Below are 18,825 nucleotides of genomic sequence, written 5' to 3'. Positions count from 1 at the left end.
GTGGACCTGCAGATGAACGAAGGCAAGACCTGCGTTATCGAGATCATGTGCACGCGCGAGCTGGGTGATCCCTTCCGCCGCGACGCACTGAAGAAGCCGGTGCGACTGCTGGAGAAGTATCAGGACTACGTCTGAGGTATTTGCCGAGACAGCACCAGGATAGCCCCGGTCGCCAGGCGAGCAACTCGTCGGACCGGGGTTTCTTGATTTCGGGGGGAAGAAAACTCATGACGGATTTTTTAATCATCGGCGGAGGCGTCATCGGCATGATGACCGCCTGGCAACTGGCCGAGGCCGGCCACTCGGTGGCCCTGGTGGAGCGGGGGCAGTGTGGCCGGGAGGCCTCCTGGGCCGGGGGCGGCATCGTCTCGCCGCTCTATCCTTGGCGGTACTGTGATGCCGTCTCCCAGCTGTCGCGTTGGTCGGAGCAGGCCTATCCCCAACTGGCGGCACGCCTTCTCGAGGAGACCGGCATCGATCCGGAGTATCGCCAGAAGGGCCTGCTCTATCTGCGCGTGGATGACCGTGACCAGGCCTATACCTGGGCACGACGTCAGCACAAGCCCCTCGAGTCGATCGAGGCCGACTTCATCTACGCCAAGGAACCCTGGCTGGCCGCCGGCTTCCGCTCGGGACTCTGGATGCCTAGTCTGGGCAGCATTCGCAATCCCTGGCTCTGCCGGGCGCTACGAGCCCGGCTGATATCACTGCCTGGTGTGACCCTTGAGGAGGGCGCGACCGTCGAGCGGCTAGGCATTGAGCGGGGCAGAGTGACGGGAGTGGAGACGTCACGGGGTCGCCTTGCTGCGGGTGAGGTGATCCTCTGTGGCGGGGCCTGGAGCGGTGTGCTGCTCGGCAAACTCGGCCTGGCCCTGTCGGTTCGTCCGGTCAAGGGCCAAATGATGCTGTTCCGTACCCCGCCGATGCCCGGCAGGCAACTGCTCGAACGGGTGGTGCTCGCCGACGGTCGCTACCTGATCCCCCGTGGTGACGGCCGTGTGCTCATCGGCTCGACCCTGGAGGAGGCGGATTTCGACAAGACCCCCACTCAGATAGCGCGTGACTCTCTGTGGCAGAGCGCCGTCGCCATGTTGCCGGCCTTGGCCGACTGCGAGATCGAACACCACTGGGCCGGGCTGCGGCCGGCGGCGCCGAATGGCATTCCCTTCATCGGTGCCGTACCGGGCGTGCGAGGCCTGCACGTCAATGCTGGCCATTACCGCAATGGCCTGGTGCTGGCGCCGTCCTCGACGCGGCTGTTGGTTGACCAACTGCTGGGACGCGTCTCACTGATCGATCCCTCGCCCTATCGTCCGGATCGGCGCTTGGCCGTTCATGGCCAGCCGACCTCGCTGATCGGCTGAGCGCTGATGAGAACCTCGCTGGCCCAACGCCTGGTTGCCAACTGGCGCTAAGCGCGCGCGCGGAGGACCAGTACCCTCGTTCACAGGCTCTGGAAAGTGTAAGACGCAGCAATGCAGCCAGAGCGAGTTGGCAATACCTGACAAGCAATCAGTATACGGGAGAGGCAAATGCGCCAGCCGGATGTGGAATTTCTCAAGGCCTTCAGCGACGCCCTGAATCGTCATGATATCGATGCCGTGATGGAAATGATGACGGATGACTGTGTGTTTCATGCCATTGCCGGCCCGGAACTGGTAGGCAAGAGCTTCGTCGGCCAGGCCGAAGTGCGACAGGGTCTCGAGAATGCCTGGAAGGCCGCTCCCGATGCCTGCTGGGTCGATGGTGAGCACTTCGTGATCGGCAACCGCGGCTTCTCGGAGACCACCTACAAGGGCACGACCATCGACGGGGTCCGCTCCGAGGCCCGCATGATCGATGCCTTTACCTTCCGCGACGGCAAGATCGCCGTGAAGAACGCCTTCCGCAAGAACCGGCCGCCGATTGCAGGCAACAAAGGCTAAGGACGGTGCGAGCCGCGGTATCCCGACACACAGGAGTCGATCATGGAGACAATGACCAGCAAGGCGGGAGAAGAGCGACGCAGCGCTACCGCACCATCCCAGCCTTATGATCCGGCTTATGATCCGCTAAAGAGCACCACACCGGGGCAGGGGCGTGACTACGCGCCGACCTACTGGATCGGCACCGCGGGTGAGCCCCCGGCCGATGACGGCCCGGTGACCCAGGACATGGACGTGGACGTGGTGATCATCGGGGCCGGCTTCACCGGCCTGACGACCGCCATCTTCCTGGCGCAGGAATACGGCATCCGGGCGACCGTGCTCGAGGCCAATCGCACCAGCTGGGGCTGCAGCACCCGCAACGGTGGCCAGGCGCAGTGCGCCTCGGGACGCCTCAAGCGCTCCCAGTGGATCGAGCGCTATGGTCTGGATACCGCACTGAAGCTGCATGCCGAGTGTGTCGAGGGAATGGAGACCTTCAAGACGCTGATTCAGGATATCGACTGCGACCCCCAGCCCGGCGGGCACCTCTATATCGCCCATCGCGACAAGGTCATGCCGGAGCTGGAGAAGGAGGCCAGGCTGCTGCGTGACGTCTTCGACTACGATGCGCAGATCCTGGATGGCGACACGGTCAAGCGGGACTGGGTCGGCGATCAGGAAGCCGCCGGTGCCATGCATGAGCCCGAGGGGATCGGCATCCACGCCGGCAAGCTGGCGTTCGGCTATCTCAGGAAGGCCCGGGCCCTGGGGGCCAGGGTGCACCCGTCGAGCCCCGTCCAGGGCTGGGAAACGCGCGACGGTGTGCACTATCTCAAGACCCCGGGTGGGGTGGTCAGGGCCCGGGCCGTGGGCATCGCCACGGGCGGCTATACTTCCCAGAGCCTGCACCCTCAGCTCAAGAATCGCCTGTTGCCGATCCTCTCCAATTCGATCGTCACCCGGCCGCTCACGGCGAACGAGATCAAGGCCTGCAGCTTCAGGACGCATCAGGTCATCACTGATACGCGCGTGCTGCGGCACTATTATCGCCTGCTGCCGGACAACCGGCTGCAGATCGGCAGCCGCAGTGCCATTACCGGGCGTGATGCACCCCAGCAGAAGTACGAGAATGTGCTGGTCAATAACATGGTCCGAAAGTTCCCGGCGCTGAAGGGCATTCCACTGGATTACTCCTGGTGGGGCTGGGTCGATGTCAGCCACGACATGATGCCGCGCATCCACCAGCCGGACCCCAGCGAAACCATCTTCTATGCCTTGGGCTACGGCGGCAACGGGGTCATGTATTCGGCCCAGGGCGGGCGTCGCCTGGCGCAGTGGATCGCTGGCGATAGCAGGCAACTCGACCTGCCGATCTTCAACTCCAAGCTGCCCTTCCCGAATATCCGCGAAATGATCGAGTCCCAGGCCTTCGCTCCCTTCCGGCGTGTCGGCCAGCGGTTTCTCTATCGCTGGTACTATCTGAAGGACGAAGTGCTGTGACCAAGCTGGCGACGATAACAGACCGTTACTGACTGTATAGCGACTAGTCTACCCCTTCCATGGCTCTTGGGATCAATCGAGCCAGGCGCTCGATGCCTGGCTCGATGCGTTCTTCGGGAATGGCGGAAAAGCCCAGGCGCATATATTCGCTGCCAGGACGATCGAAATAGTGCAGATTGCCGCATTCGACCAAGATGCCTTCAGCACGAGCCAGGGCCTGAAGCCGAGTGCAGTCCAGCCCTTCGGGGCCGCGGACCCAGAAGCAGGAACCACCAAACGTTGAGGGGGTATGGAAGGTCGGCAGGTGACACTTCAGAGCCTTGCTCATGCAGTGCCAGCGGTTCTCGAACGTCTGGTGGATCTGCCTGAGCAGCGCGTCGTGATAGCCCCGATCAAGGAAGAGGGCGAGGGCGCGCTGGTTGTTGGTCGGGGGATGGCGCAACATAAGTCGCCGCAGGGCGCGGGCCTCGCGGATCAGCGCCGGGTGGGCGACCATGTAGCCCAGTCGCAGGCCGGGCGCTAGGGTCTTGGAAAGGCTGCCGACATAGATGACCCGGCTATGCCGGTCGAGACTCTTGAGTGCCGGCGTGGGGTTGCTGAGGTAGTTGGTCTCGCTGTCGTAGTCGTCCTCGATGATCAGGAAGTTCTCGATTTCGGCCATGTCGAGCAGCTGCCGCCGACGCTCGAGTGGCATGGTTACCGTCGTGGGGCTCTGGTGGCTGGGCGTCGTGTAGACCAAGGAACACTGCATCAACTCCTCGACCGGTCGCATGCCCTGCTCGTCCACCGGCAACAGGTGAATATCGTCGGTGAAAATCCGGGCGATATTGTACATATCCACATAACCGGGATTCTCCATCCCGAACCGCCGACCCGGCTTCAACAACAGCATGGCAGCGATCCAAAGTGCCTGTTGGGTGCCGACCGTGACGAGAATTTCCTCGGGCTTGGCCCAGACGCCACGCCGGGGGAGCAGGCGCTTGTGAATCTGCTCGATCAACAGGGGATCATCATCGTTGAGGTGGTCAACCGACCAACTGCGAATGGCCGGCACGCTCATGGAGTCTCGACCACATTCCCGCCAGTGTTGAGTCGGAAAGAGCGCCGGATCGATCTGCCCGTACAGAAAGGGGTAGTCGTATCGATGCCAGTCGCTGGGTTTCTGAATGGTTTCCTGCTGCGAGGGCCGGACCGTGAGTAGCCTTTCCCAAGGCATACGCTCGGCGTCGATATCGTTGAGACGCACCGGTTTTTCGGCTCGACCTTCCAGGATTTCCGGATTCACGAAGTAGCCGCTGCGACTCTTGGCAATCAGATAGCCATCGTCGAGCAACTGCTCATAGGCCAGCATCACGGTGTTACGCGCCACCTGTAGCTCGCGCGCCAGCTTGCGGCTGGAAGGAAGTGCCTCTTCGAGCGGGATATGTCCATCCAGGATGGCATGCACGATCTGTTCACGCAGTTGCTGCTGGAGGCTCGCCGGAAGGCTTGAATCGAGATGAAACAGTAGCTGGCACATGGTTGGCCCACGATGAAAGCCATCCCCGGGAAGGGTCTGGCGAGTCGATGCAAGTGAGTGGGGCTCGGGCGCCGTCACCCACGTTCTTCGAACATGCCAAGAATGTGCCTAAATGTCCAGTTAGACAATCGAAAAATCAATGGGTTGCATCACCCGATCAGCGGCGATGATGGCCTGATAAGTCGATGACATCACCATGCCGGGGGCTGGACCAATCGACGGGTGGTGTCTGGTACTAGTGCCCCGATGACGGGGGGGTAAAGTGAACCTCAGGGAACAGCCCGATTCAGACAAGACGAACCGAGTGGCTGCTCCAGGGTGAGTACAAGTCAATAACAAGACATTGCTGGGAGAGTTGCATGAACAAGATAATGTTTTCCGTTACCGCGGCGGCAGTCAGTGCCGTTATCAGCCAGAATGCATTGGCCGAGACCTGGCGCATGGCGCTGGGAGATGCTCAAGGCGGTACCCAGTATGCTATGGGGGAGAAGTTCGCCGAACTGATCCATGAAAAGACAGATGGCCAGGTAACCATCGATATGTTTCCTAACGGCCAATTGGGTAGCGAACAGGACACGGTCAGCAGCGCCAGCATGGGAATGCTGGATCTGTCGGTCCTGGCGATAAATAACATCACCCCTTTTTCTCCCACAGTGGGTGTTCTTACCCTGCCGTATGTGATTACCAGTCCGGAAGACGCCAAGATCCTCACCCAGGGTGAGATCGGACAACAGCTGGCAGAAAATACCATCCGGGATGCCGGAGTCAGGGTGCTTTCCTGGGCCTATTCAGGGTGTCGTGTGCTGAGCAACTCCAGCAAGCCGGTCGCCACCCCGGATGATCTACAAGGACTTACCATTCGCGTGCCCCGAAACGAGATAATGATTGCCTCCTATCAGGAGTGGGGTGTCAATCCGTTGCCGATGGCCTGGTCGGAGACCTTCACAGCCCTGCAGCAGGGCGTCGTGGATGGGCAGGACAATCCGTACATTACTATCAATGCCATGAAGTTCTACGAGGTGCAGGATTACATCACCGATATCTGCTACGTGTTCTCGCTGGAGCCGCTGGTCATGAGCGAATCCAAGTTCCAGAGTCTGAGCCCCGATATGCAGGAACTCGTGCTGGAAGCGGGCCGAGAAGCCACTGCCTACAGCTATGATTACCTGTTGGAGTCGGAAGAAAGCATCAAGCAGGCCCTGGTGGAAGAGCACGGCATGCAGATCATCGAGCCCGCCAATGGTGAGAGCGAATGGATCGAGCGTGCCTCGAGCATCTGGCCGCGCTTCTATGACAGCATCGGGGGCGAGGAGCGACTGGAAGAGGCGCTACAGGCGCTGGGTCGGGACCTGAACTAACAGCCGAATGTCCGTGAACGCTGCACTGGGTGATGTCAGTGCAGCGTTTGGAATACATCAGACAAGGCATCGGGGGCGACCGTCATGAAACAGCTTCTGAAGGTGTTCGACAATCTGGAAAATTATATTTGCCAGTTCCTCCTGGTGTTCTTCGTGATTTTGCTGTTTGTTCAAATTGTGCTGCGTAATATATTCAATGGTTCATTGTCTTGGGGTGATGAGCTGGCCACTTATGCTTTCGTCTGGTTTGCCTATGTGGGGGCAGTGTACGCAGCCAAAATGTCGGCCCATAATCGCGTGACATTTCAGTTCAAGTTTTTTCCTCGTATTGTCGAGAAAATTTGCAATATAATCTCTGATTTGATCTGGGTGGGGTTCAACCTGTATTTCGTTTATTTGAGTTACGATTTCGTGTTCAATCGCATGAATGTATTCTGGAAATCCCAGACGATGGGAGTACCAATGAAGTACTTTTACCTAATTCTCCCGCTTGCGTTCTTGGTCATGTCTATTCGTATTCTACAGAATATGTATGCCAAACATGTAATGAATCGGAGGGTCGTGGATCCGGAGGATGCGAAAATCGAAGAAATGCAGCGCACAAAAAAATGAAACTCACGAAAAGAGCTGAGTGATCGGAGACAGCCTCATGGATCCCACTATTGTATATGTGCTATTTGGCACCTTCTTCCTGCTGCTATTGCTTGGAGCTCCCATAACGGCGTCTCTTGGTGTATCGGCCCTGGCGGCCTTTCTCTACATTGGCCAGAATCCTGCCACTTTTGTTCAGATCGCCTTTACCTCGGTTGGCTCGTTCCCGCTCATGGCATTACCCGCCTTTATCCTCGCCGGGGCCCTGATGGAAGCCGCAGGGATCTCGCGTCGGCTGGTCGATATTGCCGAGGCGTTCGCCGGGCCAGCAACGGGGGGGCTCGCGGCGGCAACTGTCTTCGCCTGCATGTTTTTCGGTGCTATCTCTGGCTCGGGTCCGGCTACCACGGCTGCCGTTGGCATGTTGATGATCCCGGCCATGGTGCAGCGGCACTACGATCGGGGATATGCATCTGCCATTACCGCCTCCTCCGGCGGCCTGGGCGTCGTGATTCCCCCCTCCATTCCCATGGTCATCTTTGGTATCACCGGCATGGGTATGACACCTCCCCCGGAAGCGGTGGCGGCACACGGCAGCTTCCAGACCTTGTCGATTCCCAAGTTGTTCATTGCCGGTATTATCCCCGGCATAGTGATAGCCGGTTGCCTGCTAATCATGAATTATCTTTTATCGAGAAAACATGGATATCGTGGCCTCACCGATCACTGGTCGACTGAGGCGATAAAGAAAACACTGCGTCGTGGTATCTGGTCGATTCTGGCGCCCATCATCATTCTCGGTGGTATCTACTCAGGGGTGTTCACGCCTACGGAGTCGGCCATCGTCGCCATCTTCTATACGTTGATCGTGGGGATATTCATCCACAGGGAGCTGAAGTTCCGGCCGGCAATGAAGACACTGGAAACCACGACCTGGATAAGTGGGCGAGTGCTGCTTATCCTGTTCACCGCGACGGTTTTCGGTCGGCTTCTGGTCGAACAGCGTGTTCCTGCTTACATTGCGTCGGCCATGCTGGATTTCACCCAGAACATGTACATCATCTGGGCGCTGATCATCATGTTCCTGTTGTTCGTCGGTATGTTCATGGAAACCCTCGCGGCCATTATGATTCTGACGCCCGTCTTACTGCCTATCATGTATATGCTGGGGGCCGACCCCGTCCATGTGGGTATTGTGGTCGTATGTGCACTGGCAATCGGTTTCCAGACACCGCCGCTCGGCGAGAACCTGTTCGTTGCCTCGGGAATTGGCGGGGCCTCCATTGAGGAAATCTCCTACCGCGCCTTGCCGTTTGCCGCTGCATCTATTATCGCGCTCTTCATTGTTGCCTATGTTCCGCAGATTTCTCTCTGGTTGCCGGGAGTGATGGGCTATTAGATTGGGCATTGGTGTGTCGGCTCCAAAAGTTGGCCAGGCGAAGTGCAGTTGTCATCCTAGGTGACGGAGGAAATATGGACAGGTCAATCGAAAATATTCTTTGCTGTGTCGGGCTTCGCAGTGACAGCCATGCGGTACTGGAGCAGGCATTCAAGCTCTCACTCGCCACTGGGGCGAAGCTGCATGTTCTTCATGCCGTCAAGTCGCTGGATGATGACGTCATGAACACGCTGCGCGTCCATATTCGCGACAAGAAGACCATGCAAGAGCTTATCCGTAAGCGTCTGGACGAAGCGAGGCAACAGCTGGAAGACAAGATGGCAAATTTCTGGAGCCTCTATGGCGAGGGAGATGAGTCCGGCGACACCCGGGTTGCTAGCCTAGAAGTGGCTGAGGGCTACCCGGCCAAGGTGATAGTCGGCATAGCCTCGAAACTGGGCTGTGATGTGATCGTGATGGCCTCCAACAAGCACGGTTTTACCATGTCCTATGTGGGCAAGGTGACTCGTGGTGTGCTGAAACGAAGCCCGATACCCGTGATCGTCGTGCCGGTGAAAAGCTGAGGCAACCTCTAAATCGGAAGCCACGAGCCGAGATCTCATTGCCGGTGATTCGAGCTCGGCTGGCGTTCTAGTGTCACGTATAGGGGGTTCCATGGTGATTTGGGCAGGCCTGGGCGCCGCGCTCTATGCCGCGCGTCGTCTACATATCTTGGATGACGAAGCATCAGCTCGATCGGCTGATCATTGCGGTCGATGAAGGCTGATAGCCAAGGTTCGGCTTGTCAACCGGGATGGCTCTTGAGGGCGTTGTGGCAGCGTCCGTGAGGTTCGGCCCGTCAGGCCCACAGGGTTTCCTGCAGTTCCGCCGCGATGCGGCGCATCAGTGGCACCCACTCCTTCAGGCTGTCAATAGAGTGGCGAAGGCGGGGCGCATGGATGGCCAGCGAGGCCTGTATGCGTCCCGCCTGGTCATAGACCGGCACCGCTATGGCGACCATCCCCTGAATGAATTCCTCATCGTCGGTGCTCAACTCGTTATCGGCGATGGTATCCAGGCGAGCCTCGAGCGTCTCGGTTGTGGTGGCGGTGAAGGGTGTGTGAGCCTCCAGGGGAAGATGCTGAAGCAATGAGCGTCGCTTATGGGGGGGCATTAACGCCAGGAACATTTTGCCGCTGGCGGTGCAGTGCAGTGGCAGTCGGGAGCCTGGAGGCAACTGGATGCGAACTGGCCAATTGGTCTCGACCCTTTCGTAATACAGTACTTCGTGACCGTCGAGCAGGGTCAGGTTGCAGGTCTCGCCGACCTCGTCGGCCAGGCGCTTGAGCAGCATGCGCCGGGGGGCCTTGAGGCTCTCATTGGCCAGCACGCCCATGGCGATGCGGTGCAGGAGTTCGCCGGGCAGAAGATGTCGGCCTTCCAGATCGCGCACCACGAGGTCCTGGTCTTCGAGCTGCTTGAGCAGGCGATGAAGGGTTGGTTTGGGAATCTCCAGGCGGCGCTCCAGCTCGGCGGCGCTCACCCCGTGGGGTGCGGTGGCGATGGCCTCGAGCAGCAACAGTCCTCTTTGCAGGGTGGAATTGGTCGTGTTGCGGCGCGAAGTGGGACTGTCGGTAGGCATAGGCGATCCTTGTTTGCGATAGGCGGCACTGGGTCACATCATGATAACGTGGTCAGCCTGGGACGGCTTGCCGCGTTGTCATCAGATGCTGACCAGGAATAGCGAGAGTGCCGGCCACAGGGAGATCGCGATCCAGCAGGCGATCAGAGCAATGAAGTAGGGGATCACGAACTTCACCAGGCGCAGGTAGGGAATGCCGGTAATACTGCTGGCCACATAGAGATTGAGGCCAAAAGGCGGCGTGACGAAGCCGATGGCGGCCCCGACCAAGAAGATCACCGCGAAGTGGATCGGGTCAACACCGGCATTCTGGGCAATGGGGGCCAAGATTGGCGCCAGAATGATGGTGACCGGCAGGCTTTCGAGGATCATGCCCGCCAACAGGATCATTAGCATGCAGGCGCCAAGGATCACATAATAGTTGCCGAGCCCGCTGAGCAGCCCCTCGAGGGCTTGGCCGGCGCCCAGCACCGACAGCAGCTGTTGCATCACTACTGAGATGGCGATCAGCGGTGCCAGCATGCCGGCTATCTGGCCCGAGCGCAGCAGGATGCCCGGCAGGGCGGTGAAGCGGATCTCCCTGGTGATGAGTAGTCCCGCGATCAGGGTGAAGCCCACGGTGATCGCAGCGGCTTCGGTGGGCGAGAACTTGCCCGAGTAGATGCCGTAGAGCACTACGCCGATGGTGGCGAACCCCAGATAGGCGCGGCGTGCGAAACGCGCGCTAGTACCGACCTTGAAGGGAATCAGGGTACCCCAGCCGTGGCGCCGTGCCACTAGGTGGCAAGCCGCCATCATGCCGAACACCATCATGGCACCAGGGATCATGCCGGCGATGAACAGGTCGCTGATCGACAGGTTCATCATGAAGCCATAGACGATGAAGATGATGCTGGGCGGAATGATGATGCCCACGGTGCCTCCCGAGGCGGCGGTGGCCGCGGAGAAGCGGTCGTCGTAGCCGTTCTTGATCATTTCGGGCTGCATGATGGAGCCGATGGTCGCCGTGGTGCCGGCGTTGGAGCCGGAGATGGCGGCAAACAGCCCACAGGCGCACAGTGTGGCCATGCCCATGCCGCCGCGCAGCCAGCCGAGCGCCGAATAGGCGAAGTCGGAGAGCCGCTTGGCGATGCCAGCGGCATTGATCAGGTCGCCGGTCAGAATGAACAGGGGCAGGGCCAGCAACCCGAAGAAACTCAGACCCTGGAACAGGGTGACGCCAATATTGGCCAGGGTAAAGTCGATTACCAGGCTGGTCCCGACGACCCATAGCCCGATGACCAGGAAGATCGGAACGCCGAGCAGGAAGAAGGTAGTACAGCCGGCCGTGACCAGGCCGATCATGAGTCCGTCAGTCATGTCGTGGTCTCCTAGTCCATGATCGAGGGTTGCAGGTCGAACGGCTCATGGCGCCTGAAGCGGCATACGTCGGCGATCAAGTTCTGCAACACGCGGATGATGATCAACACCCAGGCCAGCGGCGTGGCGAGATAGAACCACCACTGCATGACGTTATCGGTGCCGGGCACGATGGCGAAGTTCATGTGCGCCAGCTGTACCTGGTCGATGGTGAAGCGTATGACCAGGGCGCCGAAGGTGATCCACAGCACGGCATCCAAGATCTGGCACAGGAACTGGCCGGTGTAGGGCAGGCGCATGCGGATCTCGTTGAGCGAGAGGTGGGTGCGCTGCTTGACGTTGAGCGAGGCGCCGAACCAGGTCAGCCATAGGAACAGCAGGATTGGAATGCTGGTGCTCCAGGGGGCCTGTAGGCTGAAGAAGAAGCGCCGGATCACCTCGACGAAGATGATGCCGGCCATCCCGCTGTACGAAATCAGAATGATGGCCTTCTCCAGGTTGGCGTCGATCCACCTCAGCGGTGCCCACCACCCCGAGGCCGGACTGCCGAGCGCCCAGGAGGCGTCTCTGGACGCCTCCACGTTGGATCCCCGAGTCGTGTCGTGTCGTGTCATCAGGCCCTCCACCAGCGCTTCGGTGCCACGTTGACCGCGACCATATCACGGGGTATCTCCCGGGCGATGGTATGAATCTCCTGGTAGATATCGACGCCACCGGCCCAGGCGTTCAGGCGCTCACGCCATTGTTCCCAGGGCTCGGGATTGAACTCCGGGGCGCACCTCCGTTCGGCCTCGGCGCGAATCTCGTCCGACAGCGGCGCGACCCTCACGTTGTGCTCGGCAAATACGGTACCCGTGGCCGGGTGCTCGGAAGCGCCGACGATCTGATAGCGTCCGGCCTCGTTCATGCCCTGGGTGAAGATCTGTGCGGCATAGGCCGACTCCATCACCTGCTCCTGCAACTCACTGCCCAGGCTCTCGAATTTAGACAGGTTCATGGCGGTATGCTCAGTGCCGGCGAAGAAGCGCAGGTCGACCGCCTGGGAGATGACCGGCGCCATGCCGGCATAGGCCACCGCGCTCATCCAGGTTTCGGCACCGTCGAGCAGCCCCTGACGGAGGCCGTCCAGGGTTTCTTCCCAGGCCACGGGGACCGGGTTCAGGCCCAACTGCTCCATGGCGATGCGTCCCAGTTGAGTGCCGGTGACGCGGTTCTTGGTGCCCTGTAGCTGTTCAAGGCTCGTGACCAATGGCTTGTCGGCCCAGCTGAGCCCCATCATCAGGCCGCGCAGGTCGCAGTGGGTAAACAAGAACTGCAGGTTATGGCGCTGGCGCAGCGGTTCCCGCAGCAGCGTCTCGCTGCGTGGATCGTAGAAGAAGTGAAACATCGAGGCGACGCTGGGGAACATGTAAGCGAAGTCCAGCACGTTCAGATATGGCGCACCGCCGGCGGAATTCTGGGTGGAGGCCGAGAAGATGTCGACGATGCCCTGCTGGGCCTTGCTGACGCAGTCGAGCTGATTGCAGACCTCATTGCTACCCATGAATTCGACCCGGATGGCGCCGTTGGTTCGTTCTTCCAGGTCGCGAGCGAAGAACAGCTGCCCGGACTTCTGGATGTCGAGATTGCGCGCGTTGAAGCCCGAGGCACCGAAGCGCAGCTGGAACTGTGGCTCGGTTTGATAGCGGCGCTGCTGCTCGGATTCGGCGGCCCGGGCCAGGCTGCTGACCGTGAGGCCGGCACCGAGGCCACCGGCCGCGAGCAGCGTCGAGGTAACGCCGAAGCGTCCGGAGATGTTGAGGAAATCGCGCCGTGAGATGCCGGGACGGTTGGATTGAGTTGGCGACATGAGGGCGTTGCTCCCGAATCTTGTGGTTGATCTTTGAGGGATGCGGCGGGCTTGCAGGGGTGGGGAAGAGCCACCGCGACAATCCGCTGGATCCACCATAGGACGCAGGTGTTCACAGATCAAGAAAAAATGATTCTTTTGGTCTCGATATTGACCATGTGATTTTTAAGCATCAGTATTATCGAGACTGTAAGTCTCGAAAAAATGGTGGTTTTGCAATGAATTCAACAACTCCAACGCAAGGCGCCTACGACTACGTGATCGTCGGTGCCGGCTCGGCAGGCTGCGTGCTCGCCAATCGCGTAAGCGAGGACCCAGGGGTGTCTGTGCTGTTACTGGAGGCGGGGGGCGCCGACTGGAACCCCTGGATTCATGTGCCGGTAGGCTATTTCAAGACCATGCACAACCCGTCCACCGACTGGTGCTACCTGACCGATCCCGATGAGGGCATCAAGGGGCGGCAGCTGCAGTGGCCACGAGGTAAGGTCCTAGGGGGGTCGAGCTCTCTCAACGGACTGCTTTATATCCGTGGCCAGCGTGAGGACTATGACGACTGGGCCGCGGCCGGCAATGTTGGTTGGGACTACGACTCGGTGTTGCCCTATTTCAAGAAATCCGAATGTCAGGAGCGAGGCGCCGACGAGTACCATGGCGCAGATGGCCCATTGCATGTCTCGGATTTACGGCTGCGGCGCGAGATCGCCGAGCGCTTCATCGAAGCGGCCAAGGTGGCCGGAATCCCCGAGAATCCTGATGTCAATGGGGCGACCCAGGAAGGGGTGGGGTACTTCCAGCAGACATCCTACAAGGGCTTTCGCTGCTCGACGGCCAAGGCGTTCCTGCGCCCGGCGCTCAAGCGCCGTAACCTGACGCTGATCAAGCACGCCCACTGTCAGCGGCTACTGCTGGAAGGCAAGCGGGTGGTAGGGGTGGAGTATCGCCAGGGTGGGCAGACGAACCGGGTGAAGGCCAACCACGAGGTGCTGCTGTCCAGTGGTGCCATTGGTTCCCCCCAGATCCTGCAATGCTCCGGGATCGGGGATCCGGGGCATCTCAAGGAGGTGGGAGTCGAGTGCCTCCACGAGCTGCCCGGCGTAGGGGAAAACCTTCAGGACCACCTACAAGTTCGCCTGGTCTTCAAGACTCGCTGCCGAACGCTCAATGATGAAGTACGCCATCCCTTGATGAAGCTTGCGGTGGGCACCCAGTATTTATTGACCCGAACCGGGCCGCTGACACTGGCGGCCAGCCAAGTGTGCGTCTTCACCCGGTCCCGGGAGGGGCTGGAGCGTCCGGATATCCAGTTTCATATGCAGCCCCTCTCCGCCGACAAGCCCGCCGAAGGAGTGCATCCCTTCTCTGCCTTCACTGCCTCGGTCTGTCAGCTGCGCCCCACCAGCCGTGGGTCCATACGCATAATCAGCCCCGATGCAGGTGTCTATCCCTCGATCCGGCCCAACTACCTGAACACCGAGGAGGACTGTCGCGTCGCCGTAGACGCGATCAAGGTGGCGCGCCGCATCGCCACGCAAGCCCCGCTCGCCGAGGTCATCACCGGCGAATACGTGCCCGGGCCGGACTACCAGAGTGACGAGCAATTGCTGGATGCAGCCCGTCAGTTCAGTCAGACCATTTATCACCCCGCCGGCACCTGCAAGATGGGGCATGACCCGCTGGCGGTGGTGGATGACCGACTTCGCGTACATGGTCTGGAGGGCCTGCGCGTGGTGGACGCGTCGATCATGCCGGCGATTGTATCCGGCAATACCAATGCACCAACCATCATGATCGCCGAGAAGGCCGCCGACATTATCAAGGCCTCCCGGGGGGCATCGCGCGGAGCCGCCTGATCCGCCGATTGGCCTCAAGCCTGGCGGACAACTGGTGCTAACCCCGGCGGTGCCCGCGAGGCACCATGCACCAACATAGGCCGAGCGCGGTCCCGTGCCGTGCGTGATGCCTGATGAGGAACCTGTCCGGCCGGCCCGATGTCATGGCCGTGCGCTAATGCCAGCAACGCTCGGGATGCATCGCCAGTGGTGTATCCCCTGTCACCAAGGCGGCGATCCATGTCCGACCCAGCCGCTTGAGGGAGCAACTGTTATGTCCAGTCTCGAAGCCATCCGGCCGCGCCTGCTGGAAGCCTTCCAGCGTAAGATGCCGGGGGTACTGATTTGTATCACTATCGCCCTAGCCACTACCTTCATTGCCGATCACTACGGCGGGCCTACGCTGCTCTACGCCTTGCTGTTTGGCATGACCTTGCATTTCCTCTCTGAGGAGGGGCGCTGCCTGGCGGGAGTGGAGTTCGCGGCCAGGACGATCCTGCGGCTGGGCGTTGCGCTGCTGGGTGTGCGGATCACCATCGAACAGGTAGCCGACTTGGGGGTCGGACCGGTGCTCACTGTAGTTTGTGGTGTCGCCTTCACGATAGCCTTCGGCGCCGTAGTGGCGAGCCTCCTTGGCCTGAACCGTGACATGGGTTTGCTCACCGGTGGTTCGGTGGCCATTTGCGGTGCCTCAGCGGCTTTGGCGCTATCGGCTGTCATGCCTCGTCATGCCACCCATGAACGCAACACCATCATGACCGTAGTCGGCGTTACCACGCTCTCAACTATGGCTATGGTGACCTACCCACTGATTGTCGGTGTGCTAAGGCTTGATGATGGCGAGGCGGGGATATTTCTCGGTGGTACTATTCACGATGTGGCCCAGGTGGTCGGTGCTGGTTACATGATTTCGGAGAGCACTGGCGACGTCTCGACTTTCGTCAAACTGCTGCGTGTCGCCATGTTAGTGCCAACGGTGATGATCTTCATGTTTCTGTTTCGCCGCCATCGCCAGGAGGAGGAGGGCAATCGTAAGGTACCCATGCTTCCAAGCTTCTTGATCGCCTTCGTGGCCCTGGTAGGTATTAACAGTCTCGGCTGGATCCCGCCACTGGTTGCCGAGGGCTTCACCGATTTGTCGCGCTGGTGCTTGGTAACCGCTATCGCCGCCTTGGGCATTAAAACTTCATTCCAGAAGCTGGCTGTAGTGGGCTGGAAACCAGTAATCCTGATGGTGGCCGAGACGCTGTTCCTGCTATTGCTGGTGCTGGCCTTTATCCACTTCGACCTGGCGACTTGGTGATGATGACAGTTCAGGTCAACGGCGCACCCCACCATCTCGAAGAGGGCTGCAGCTTGGATCACCTGCTCGCAGAGCTCGGATTGGCCGGGACACGTATTGCCGTGGAACTGAACGAGGCGGTGGTACCTGCCAGTCGCCATGCAGAGACTTACCTCGCCGCGGGTGACCAGATCGAAATCGTCCATGCCATCGGCGGTGGCTAACACCCCGCTATTCAGGAGAGCCCGCATGACCCTATCCGACCAACCATTACGCATCGCCGGGCGCGAGTTCGCCTCACGTCTGTTGGTAGGCACCGGTAAATACCGGGATGCCACCGAGACCGCCGCCGCTCTCGAGGCCAGTGGCACCGAGGTAGTGACCTTCGCCGTGCGGCGCACTAACTTGGGCCAGGGTAATAATGAGCCGTCGCTGCTCGACGTGGTGCCCCCGTCCCGTTATACGCTACTGCCCAATACCGCTGGCTGTTACGATGCCCGCGCGGCTGTGCGCACCTGCCGCCTGGCCCGGGAGCTACTGGACGGCCACAACCTGGTCAAGCTCGAAGTGTTGGGTGACGAGACGACCCTTTACCCCAACGTCGTGGAGACCCTCAAAGCCGCCGAGACACTGATCGCAGACGGCTTCGATGTCATGGCTTATACCAGCGATGACCCCATCGTGGCAGCGGAACTTGAAAAACTTGGATGCTGCGCGATCATGCCGCTCGGTTCATTGATCGGGTCCGGGTGTGGAATACAGAACCCCCATAACATTCGCCTGATCATCGAACACTCGAATGTGCCGGTATTGATCGATGCCGGCATCGGCACGGCTTCGGAGGCGGCACTGGCCATGGAGCTTGGCTGCGATGCCGTGTTGATGAATTCCGCCATCGCCCATGCGCGGGATCCGATAGCCATGGCCAGCGCCATGAAAGCTGCTGTCCTGGCTGGTCGAGGGGCTTTTCTCGCTGGACGCATGCCGCGCCGTGAACAGGCCGAGCCCTCCTCGCCGATGGATGGGCGTTTGGGCGCTTGAGGCCAGGCCGTTTGAGCCAATTGCATGGCCGGTTTACCTTGAAATTATTGATTTGCGTTTTTCGAATGGCGGGCTGGTGGGCTTTATTTGAGCACGCCGACCTCGGGGCTGGCGTAATAGTCTTGCGGCAGCGTCGTTGCGGTGCTCATACCTCCTTGTAGGGCTCCGCCCCCTGCTCCTGAAACTTTTTTCGCCTACTCCCCCATGCCTTTCATCACTGCCTCTCGATCACCGTCCAGCGTACCGATGGGCACCGGCGAGTTGCGGATGATCCATTCGCGGGTCTCGTGCCGCCGGGGCGGTGTAGGGGCCCGAGGTGTCATAGACCAGTAGCGGTGGGTTCGCTTCGTCGGCGCCGGAGGTCTTGGTCGGTGACAGCGCGATCTCGCGGAAGGGTACGCAGATGACGGGTCGCGAGCCTTCAACGGCACCCCGTCAAGCGTGGTGTAAGGCGATCAAGGATCGCTCGATGGTTTCTTTATTTCCCACCGCTTTTGGCGCTCTTGTTCCCTTGGGTAGCGGACAGAACCATTGCATCCCGATCAATGGCGGCGATGGCATTGGCCGCTCGCTGTAACGCCGGGAGGCACTCCAGCGCTTTGTCCTTGGAGAAGCGCATGATCGGCGCCTGAATCGCGATGCCAAGATTGGATCGGCCACCGTTTGGGTCAGGGGCTAAGACCGCTATGCAAAGCAGGCCCGGAAGGAACTCTTCATTGTCGAAGGCGTATCCTTGCTGACGTACGTCGCTGATTTCTGCCTCAAGGGTATTAAGGTTTGTCAGAGTCTTGTCGGTAAAGGATTTGAGAGAGATTTCTCCAAGCAGCCGCCGTCTCTGGGCGGGGGACATCTGTGCCAGAAAAAGCTTGCCACTGGCAGAGCAGTGGACCGGAACCCTTGAACCTGGGTGAAGAAAGAATCTCAGCGCTTCAGAGGTTTCCACGCGATCGAGGTAGAGCACCTCACTTCCTGAGAGGGCAGTGATATTGCAGCTCTCTCCCACCTCATCCACCAACTGGCTAAGCACGGCATGCCGAGCTCCGTGTACGGTGTCGTTGAGTAGCAGTTTCTCAGCGAGTCGGCGGAGGCGACCTCCCTTTCCGTAATGTCGTCCGTCGGCCTCGCGCTGGAGCATGCCGGAGCCCTCAAGCTGCTGCAGCATTCGGTGCAAGGTCGGCTTGGGCATGCCCGTCTCGTCAACCAAGCTTTGCAAGGTGAAGAACTGGTCTTTGTCAGCGATGACTTCCAGCAGCGCCAAGAGTCGCTGTGCCGGAGTTTCACCTTCCAGTCTGTATGTCTCGGTCTTTTGGCTGGTCATGGCATACCTCCCTTTGCCAATAAGTTACGTTATTTCCAAAAAGAAAGCAATTTGTACCGTTTTCCGAAATCTCTTCTTGACTGCTTTATTGCTACGGCGCTAGATTCACTGCAGGTTTCCAAAAAAAGAAACAATTCGTACCATAAAACGTTTCGGCGATCGCCGAGGAGGACCCCGATGAGCACCCCAGAGAACCAAGACGCCCGCCATGTCGTGCAGGGCAAACAGAAGATGACCCCGTCCGAGGCCTTC

Annotated in this window: 17 protein-coding genes and 1 pseudogene; 11 read left to right on the top strand and 7 right to left on the bottom strand. The window is 59.8% G+C overall.

Annotation, left to right across the window (positions count from 1 at the left end; all coding sequences use genetic code 11):
- The first annotated feature begins 227 nt into the window (after positions 1-227).
- The 3 genes from thiO (at position 228) to CYJ07_RS19885 (ending at position 3,407) form a co-directional block, all read left to right on the top strand.
- Positions 228-1,364: a glycine oxidase ThiO gene (gene thiO, locus CYJ07_RS19895; RefSeq protein ID WP_104205436.1), complete on the top strand. Its 1,137-nt coding sequence runs from the start codon at positions 228-230 to the stop codon at positions 1,362-1,364.
- A gap of 168 nt (positions 1,365-1,532) precedes the next feature.
- Positions 1,533-1,925, top strand: coding sequence for a nuclear transport factor 2 family protein (locus tag CYJ07_RS19890; RefSeq protein ID WP_104205435.1), 393 nt, complete (start codon positions 1,533-1,535; stop codon positions 1,923-1,925).
- A gap of 42 nt (positions 1,926-1,967) precedes the next feature.
- Positions 1,968-3,407, top strand: a complete 1,440-nt coding sequence (locus tag CYJ07_RS19885; protein ID WP_104205434.1) for an NAD(P)/FAD-dependent oxidoreductase — start codon at positions 1,968-1,970, stop codon at positions 3,405-3,407.
- A gap of 43 nt (positions 3,408-3,450) precedes the next feature.
- Here CYJ07_RS19885 and pdxR read toward each other — a convergent pair whose 3' ends face one another.
- Entirely contained in the window at positions 3,451-4,926 is a 1,476-nt protein-coding gene (pdxR, locus tag CYJ07_RS19880) for a MocR-like pyridoxine biosynthesis transcription factor PdxR (protein ID WP_104205433.1), read from the bottom strand.
- Between the two features lie 359 nt (positions 4,927-5,285).
- Between pdxR and CYJ07_RS19875 the strand changes: the two genes are divergently transcribed.
- The 4 genes from CYJ07_RS19875 to CYJ07_RS19860 all read left to right on the top strand — a co-directional run bounded on the left by CYJ07_RS19875 (position 5,286) and on the right by CYJ07_RS19860 (position 8,837).
- Complete coding sequence (locus CYJ07_RS19875; protein WP_231489704.1) at positions 5,286-6,284, top strand: TRAP transporter substrate-binding protein; 999 nt, start codon at positions 5,286-5,288, stop codon at positions 6,282-6,284.
- A gap of 84 nt (positions 6,285-6,368) precedes the next feature.
- Positions 6,369-6,896, top strand: coding sequence for a TRAP transporter small permease (locus tag CYJ07_RS19870; protein ID WP_104205432.1), 528 nt, complete (start codon positions 6,369-6,371; stop codon positions 6,894-6,896).
- Between the two features lie 37 nt (positions 6,897-6,933).
- Entirely contained in the window at positions 6,934-8,274 is a 1,341-nt protein-coding gene (locus CYJ07_RS19865) for a TRAP transporter large permease (protein WP_104205438.1), read from the top strand.
- Positions 8,275-8,348: 74 nt separating this feature from the next.
- Positions 8,349-8,837 carry a universal stress protein gene (locus CYJ07_RS19860; RefSeq protein ID WP_104205431.1) on the top strand — a complete coding sequence of 163 codons (489 nt, stop codon included), beginning with the start codon at positions 8,349-8,351 and terminating at the stop codon, positions 8,835-8,837.
- Positions 8,838-9,112: 275 nt separating this feature from the next.
- On the opposite strand, the gene CYJ07_RS19855 is transcribed toward CYJ07_RS19860, so the two are convergent.
- The 4 genes from CYJ07_RS19855 to CYJ07_RS19840 all read right to left on the bottom strand — a co-directional run bounded on the left by CYJ07_RS19855 (position 9,113) and on the right by CYJ07_RS19840 (position 13,103).
- Positions 9,113-9,895 carry an IclR family transcriptional regulator gene (locus tag CYJ07_RS19855; RefSeq protein ID WP_104205430.1) on the bottom strand — a complete coding sequence of 261 codons (783 nt, stop codon included), beginning with the start codon at positions 9,893-9,895 and terminating at the stop codon, positions 9,113-9,115.
- Positions 9,896-9,976: 81 nt separating this feature from the next.
- Positions 9,977-11,254, bottom strand: a complete 1,278-nt coding sequence (locus CYJ07_RS19850; RefSeq protein WP_104205429.1) for a TRAP transporter large permease — start codon at positions 11,252-11,254, stop codon at positions 9,977-9,979.
- Between the two features lie 11 nt (positions 11,255-11,265).
- On the bottom strand, positions 11,266-11,868 hold the full coding sequence (locus tag CYJ07_RS19845; RefSeq protein ID WP_104205428.1) for a TRAP transporter small permease: 603 nt from the start codon (positions 11,866-11,868) through the stop codon (positions 11,266-11,268).
- Positions 11,868-13,103, bottom strand: coding sequence for a TRAP transporter substrate-binding protein (locus tag CYJ07_RS19840; protein ID WP_104205427.1), 1,236 nt, complete (start codon positions 13,101-13,103; stop codon positions 11,868-11,870). Before CYJ07_RS19840 ends, CYJ07_RS19845 begins: the two co-directional genes overlap by 1 nt.
- Positions 13,104-13,321: 218 nt before the next feature.
- On the opposite strand from CYJ07_RS19840, the gene CYJ07_RS19835 reads away from it, so the two are divergent.
- The 4 genes from CYJ07_RS19835 (at position 13,322) to CYJ07_RS19820 (ending at position 17,255) form a co-directional block, all read left to right on the top strand.
- Positions 13,322-14,953 carry a GMC family oxidoreductase gene (locus CYJ07_RS19835; protein WP_104205426.1) on the top strand — a complete coding sequence of 544 codons (1,632 nt, stop codon included), beginning with the start codon at positions 13,322-13,324 and terminating at the stop codon, positions 14,951-14,953.
- A 253-nt stretch (positions 14,954-15,206) separates the two neighbouring features.
- The gene (locus CYJ07_RS19830) at positions 15,207-16,235 is read left to right on the top strand and encodes a YeiH family protein (RefSeq protein ID WP_104205425.1); all 1,029 of its coding nucleotides are present in this window, start codon (positions 15,207-15,209) and stop codon (positions 16,233-16,235) included.
- Entirely contained in the window at positions 16,235-16,438 is a 204-nt protein-coding gene (gene thiS / locus CYJ07_RS19825) for a sulfur carrier protein ThiS (RefSeq protein WP_422666983.1), read from the top strand. Before CYJ07_RS19830 ends, thiS begins: the two co-directional genes overlap by 1 nt.
- A 25-nt stretch (positions 16,439-16,463) precedes the next feature.
- Positions 16,464-17,255, top strand: a complete 792-nt coding sequence (locus CYJ07_RS19820; protein ID WP_104205424.1) for a thiazole synthase — start codon at positions 16,464-16,466, stop codon at positions 17,253-17,255.
- A 249-nt stretch (positions 17,256-17,504) separates the two neighbouring features.
- On the opposite strand, the pseudogene CYJ07_RS20935 reads toward CYJ07_RS19820, so the two are convergent.
- Positions 17,505-17,681 (bottom strand): annotated as a pseudogene (locus CYJ07_RS20935) (hypothetical protein); the annotation flags it as partial.
- A 52-nt stretch (positions 17,682-17,733) separates the two neighbouring features.
- Positions 17,734-18,573 carry an IclR family transcriptional regulator gene (locus tag CYJ07_RS19810; RefSeq protein WP_104205423.1) on the bottom strand — a complete coding sequence of 280 codons (840 nt, stop codon included), beginning with the start codon at positions 18,571-18,573 and terminating at the stop codon, positions 17,734-17,736.
- Positions 18,574-18,825: the final 252 nt, after the last annotated feature.

Source organism: Billgrantia saliphila (genome assembly GCF_002930105.1).
Lineage (GTDB): Bacteria > Pseudomonadota > Gammaproteobacteria > Pseudomonadales > Halomonadaceae > Halomonas > Halomonas saliphila.
Note: the sequence above shows the minus strand (reverse complement) of the source record. Positions and strands in the feature narration are given on the sequence as shown.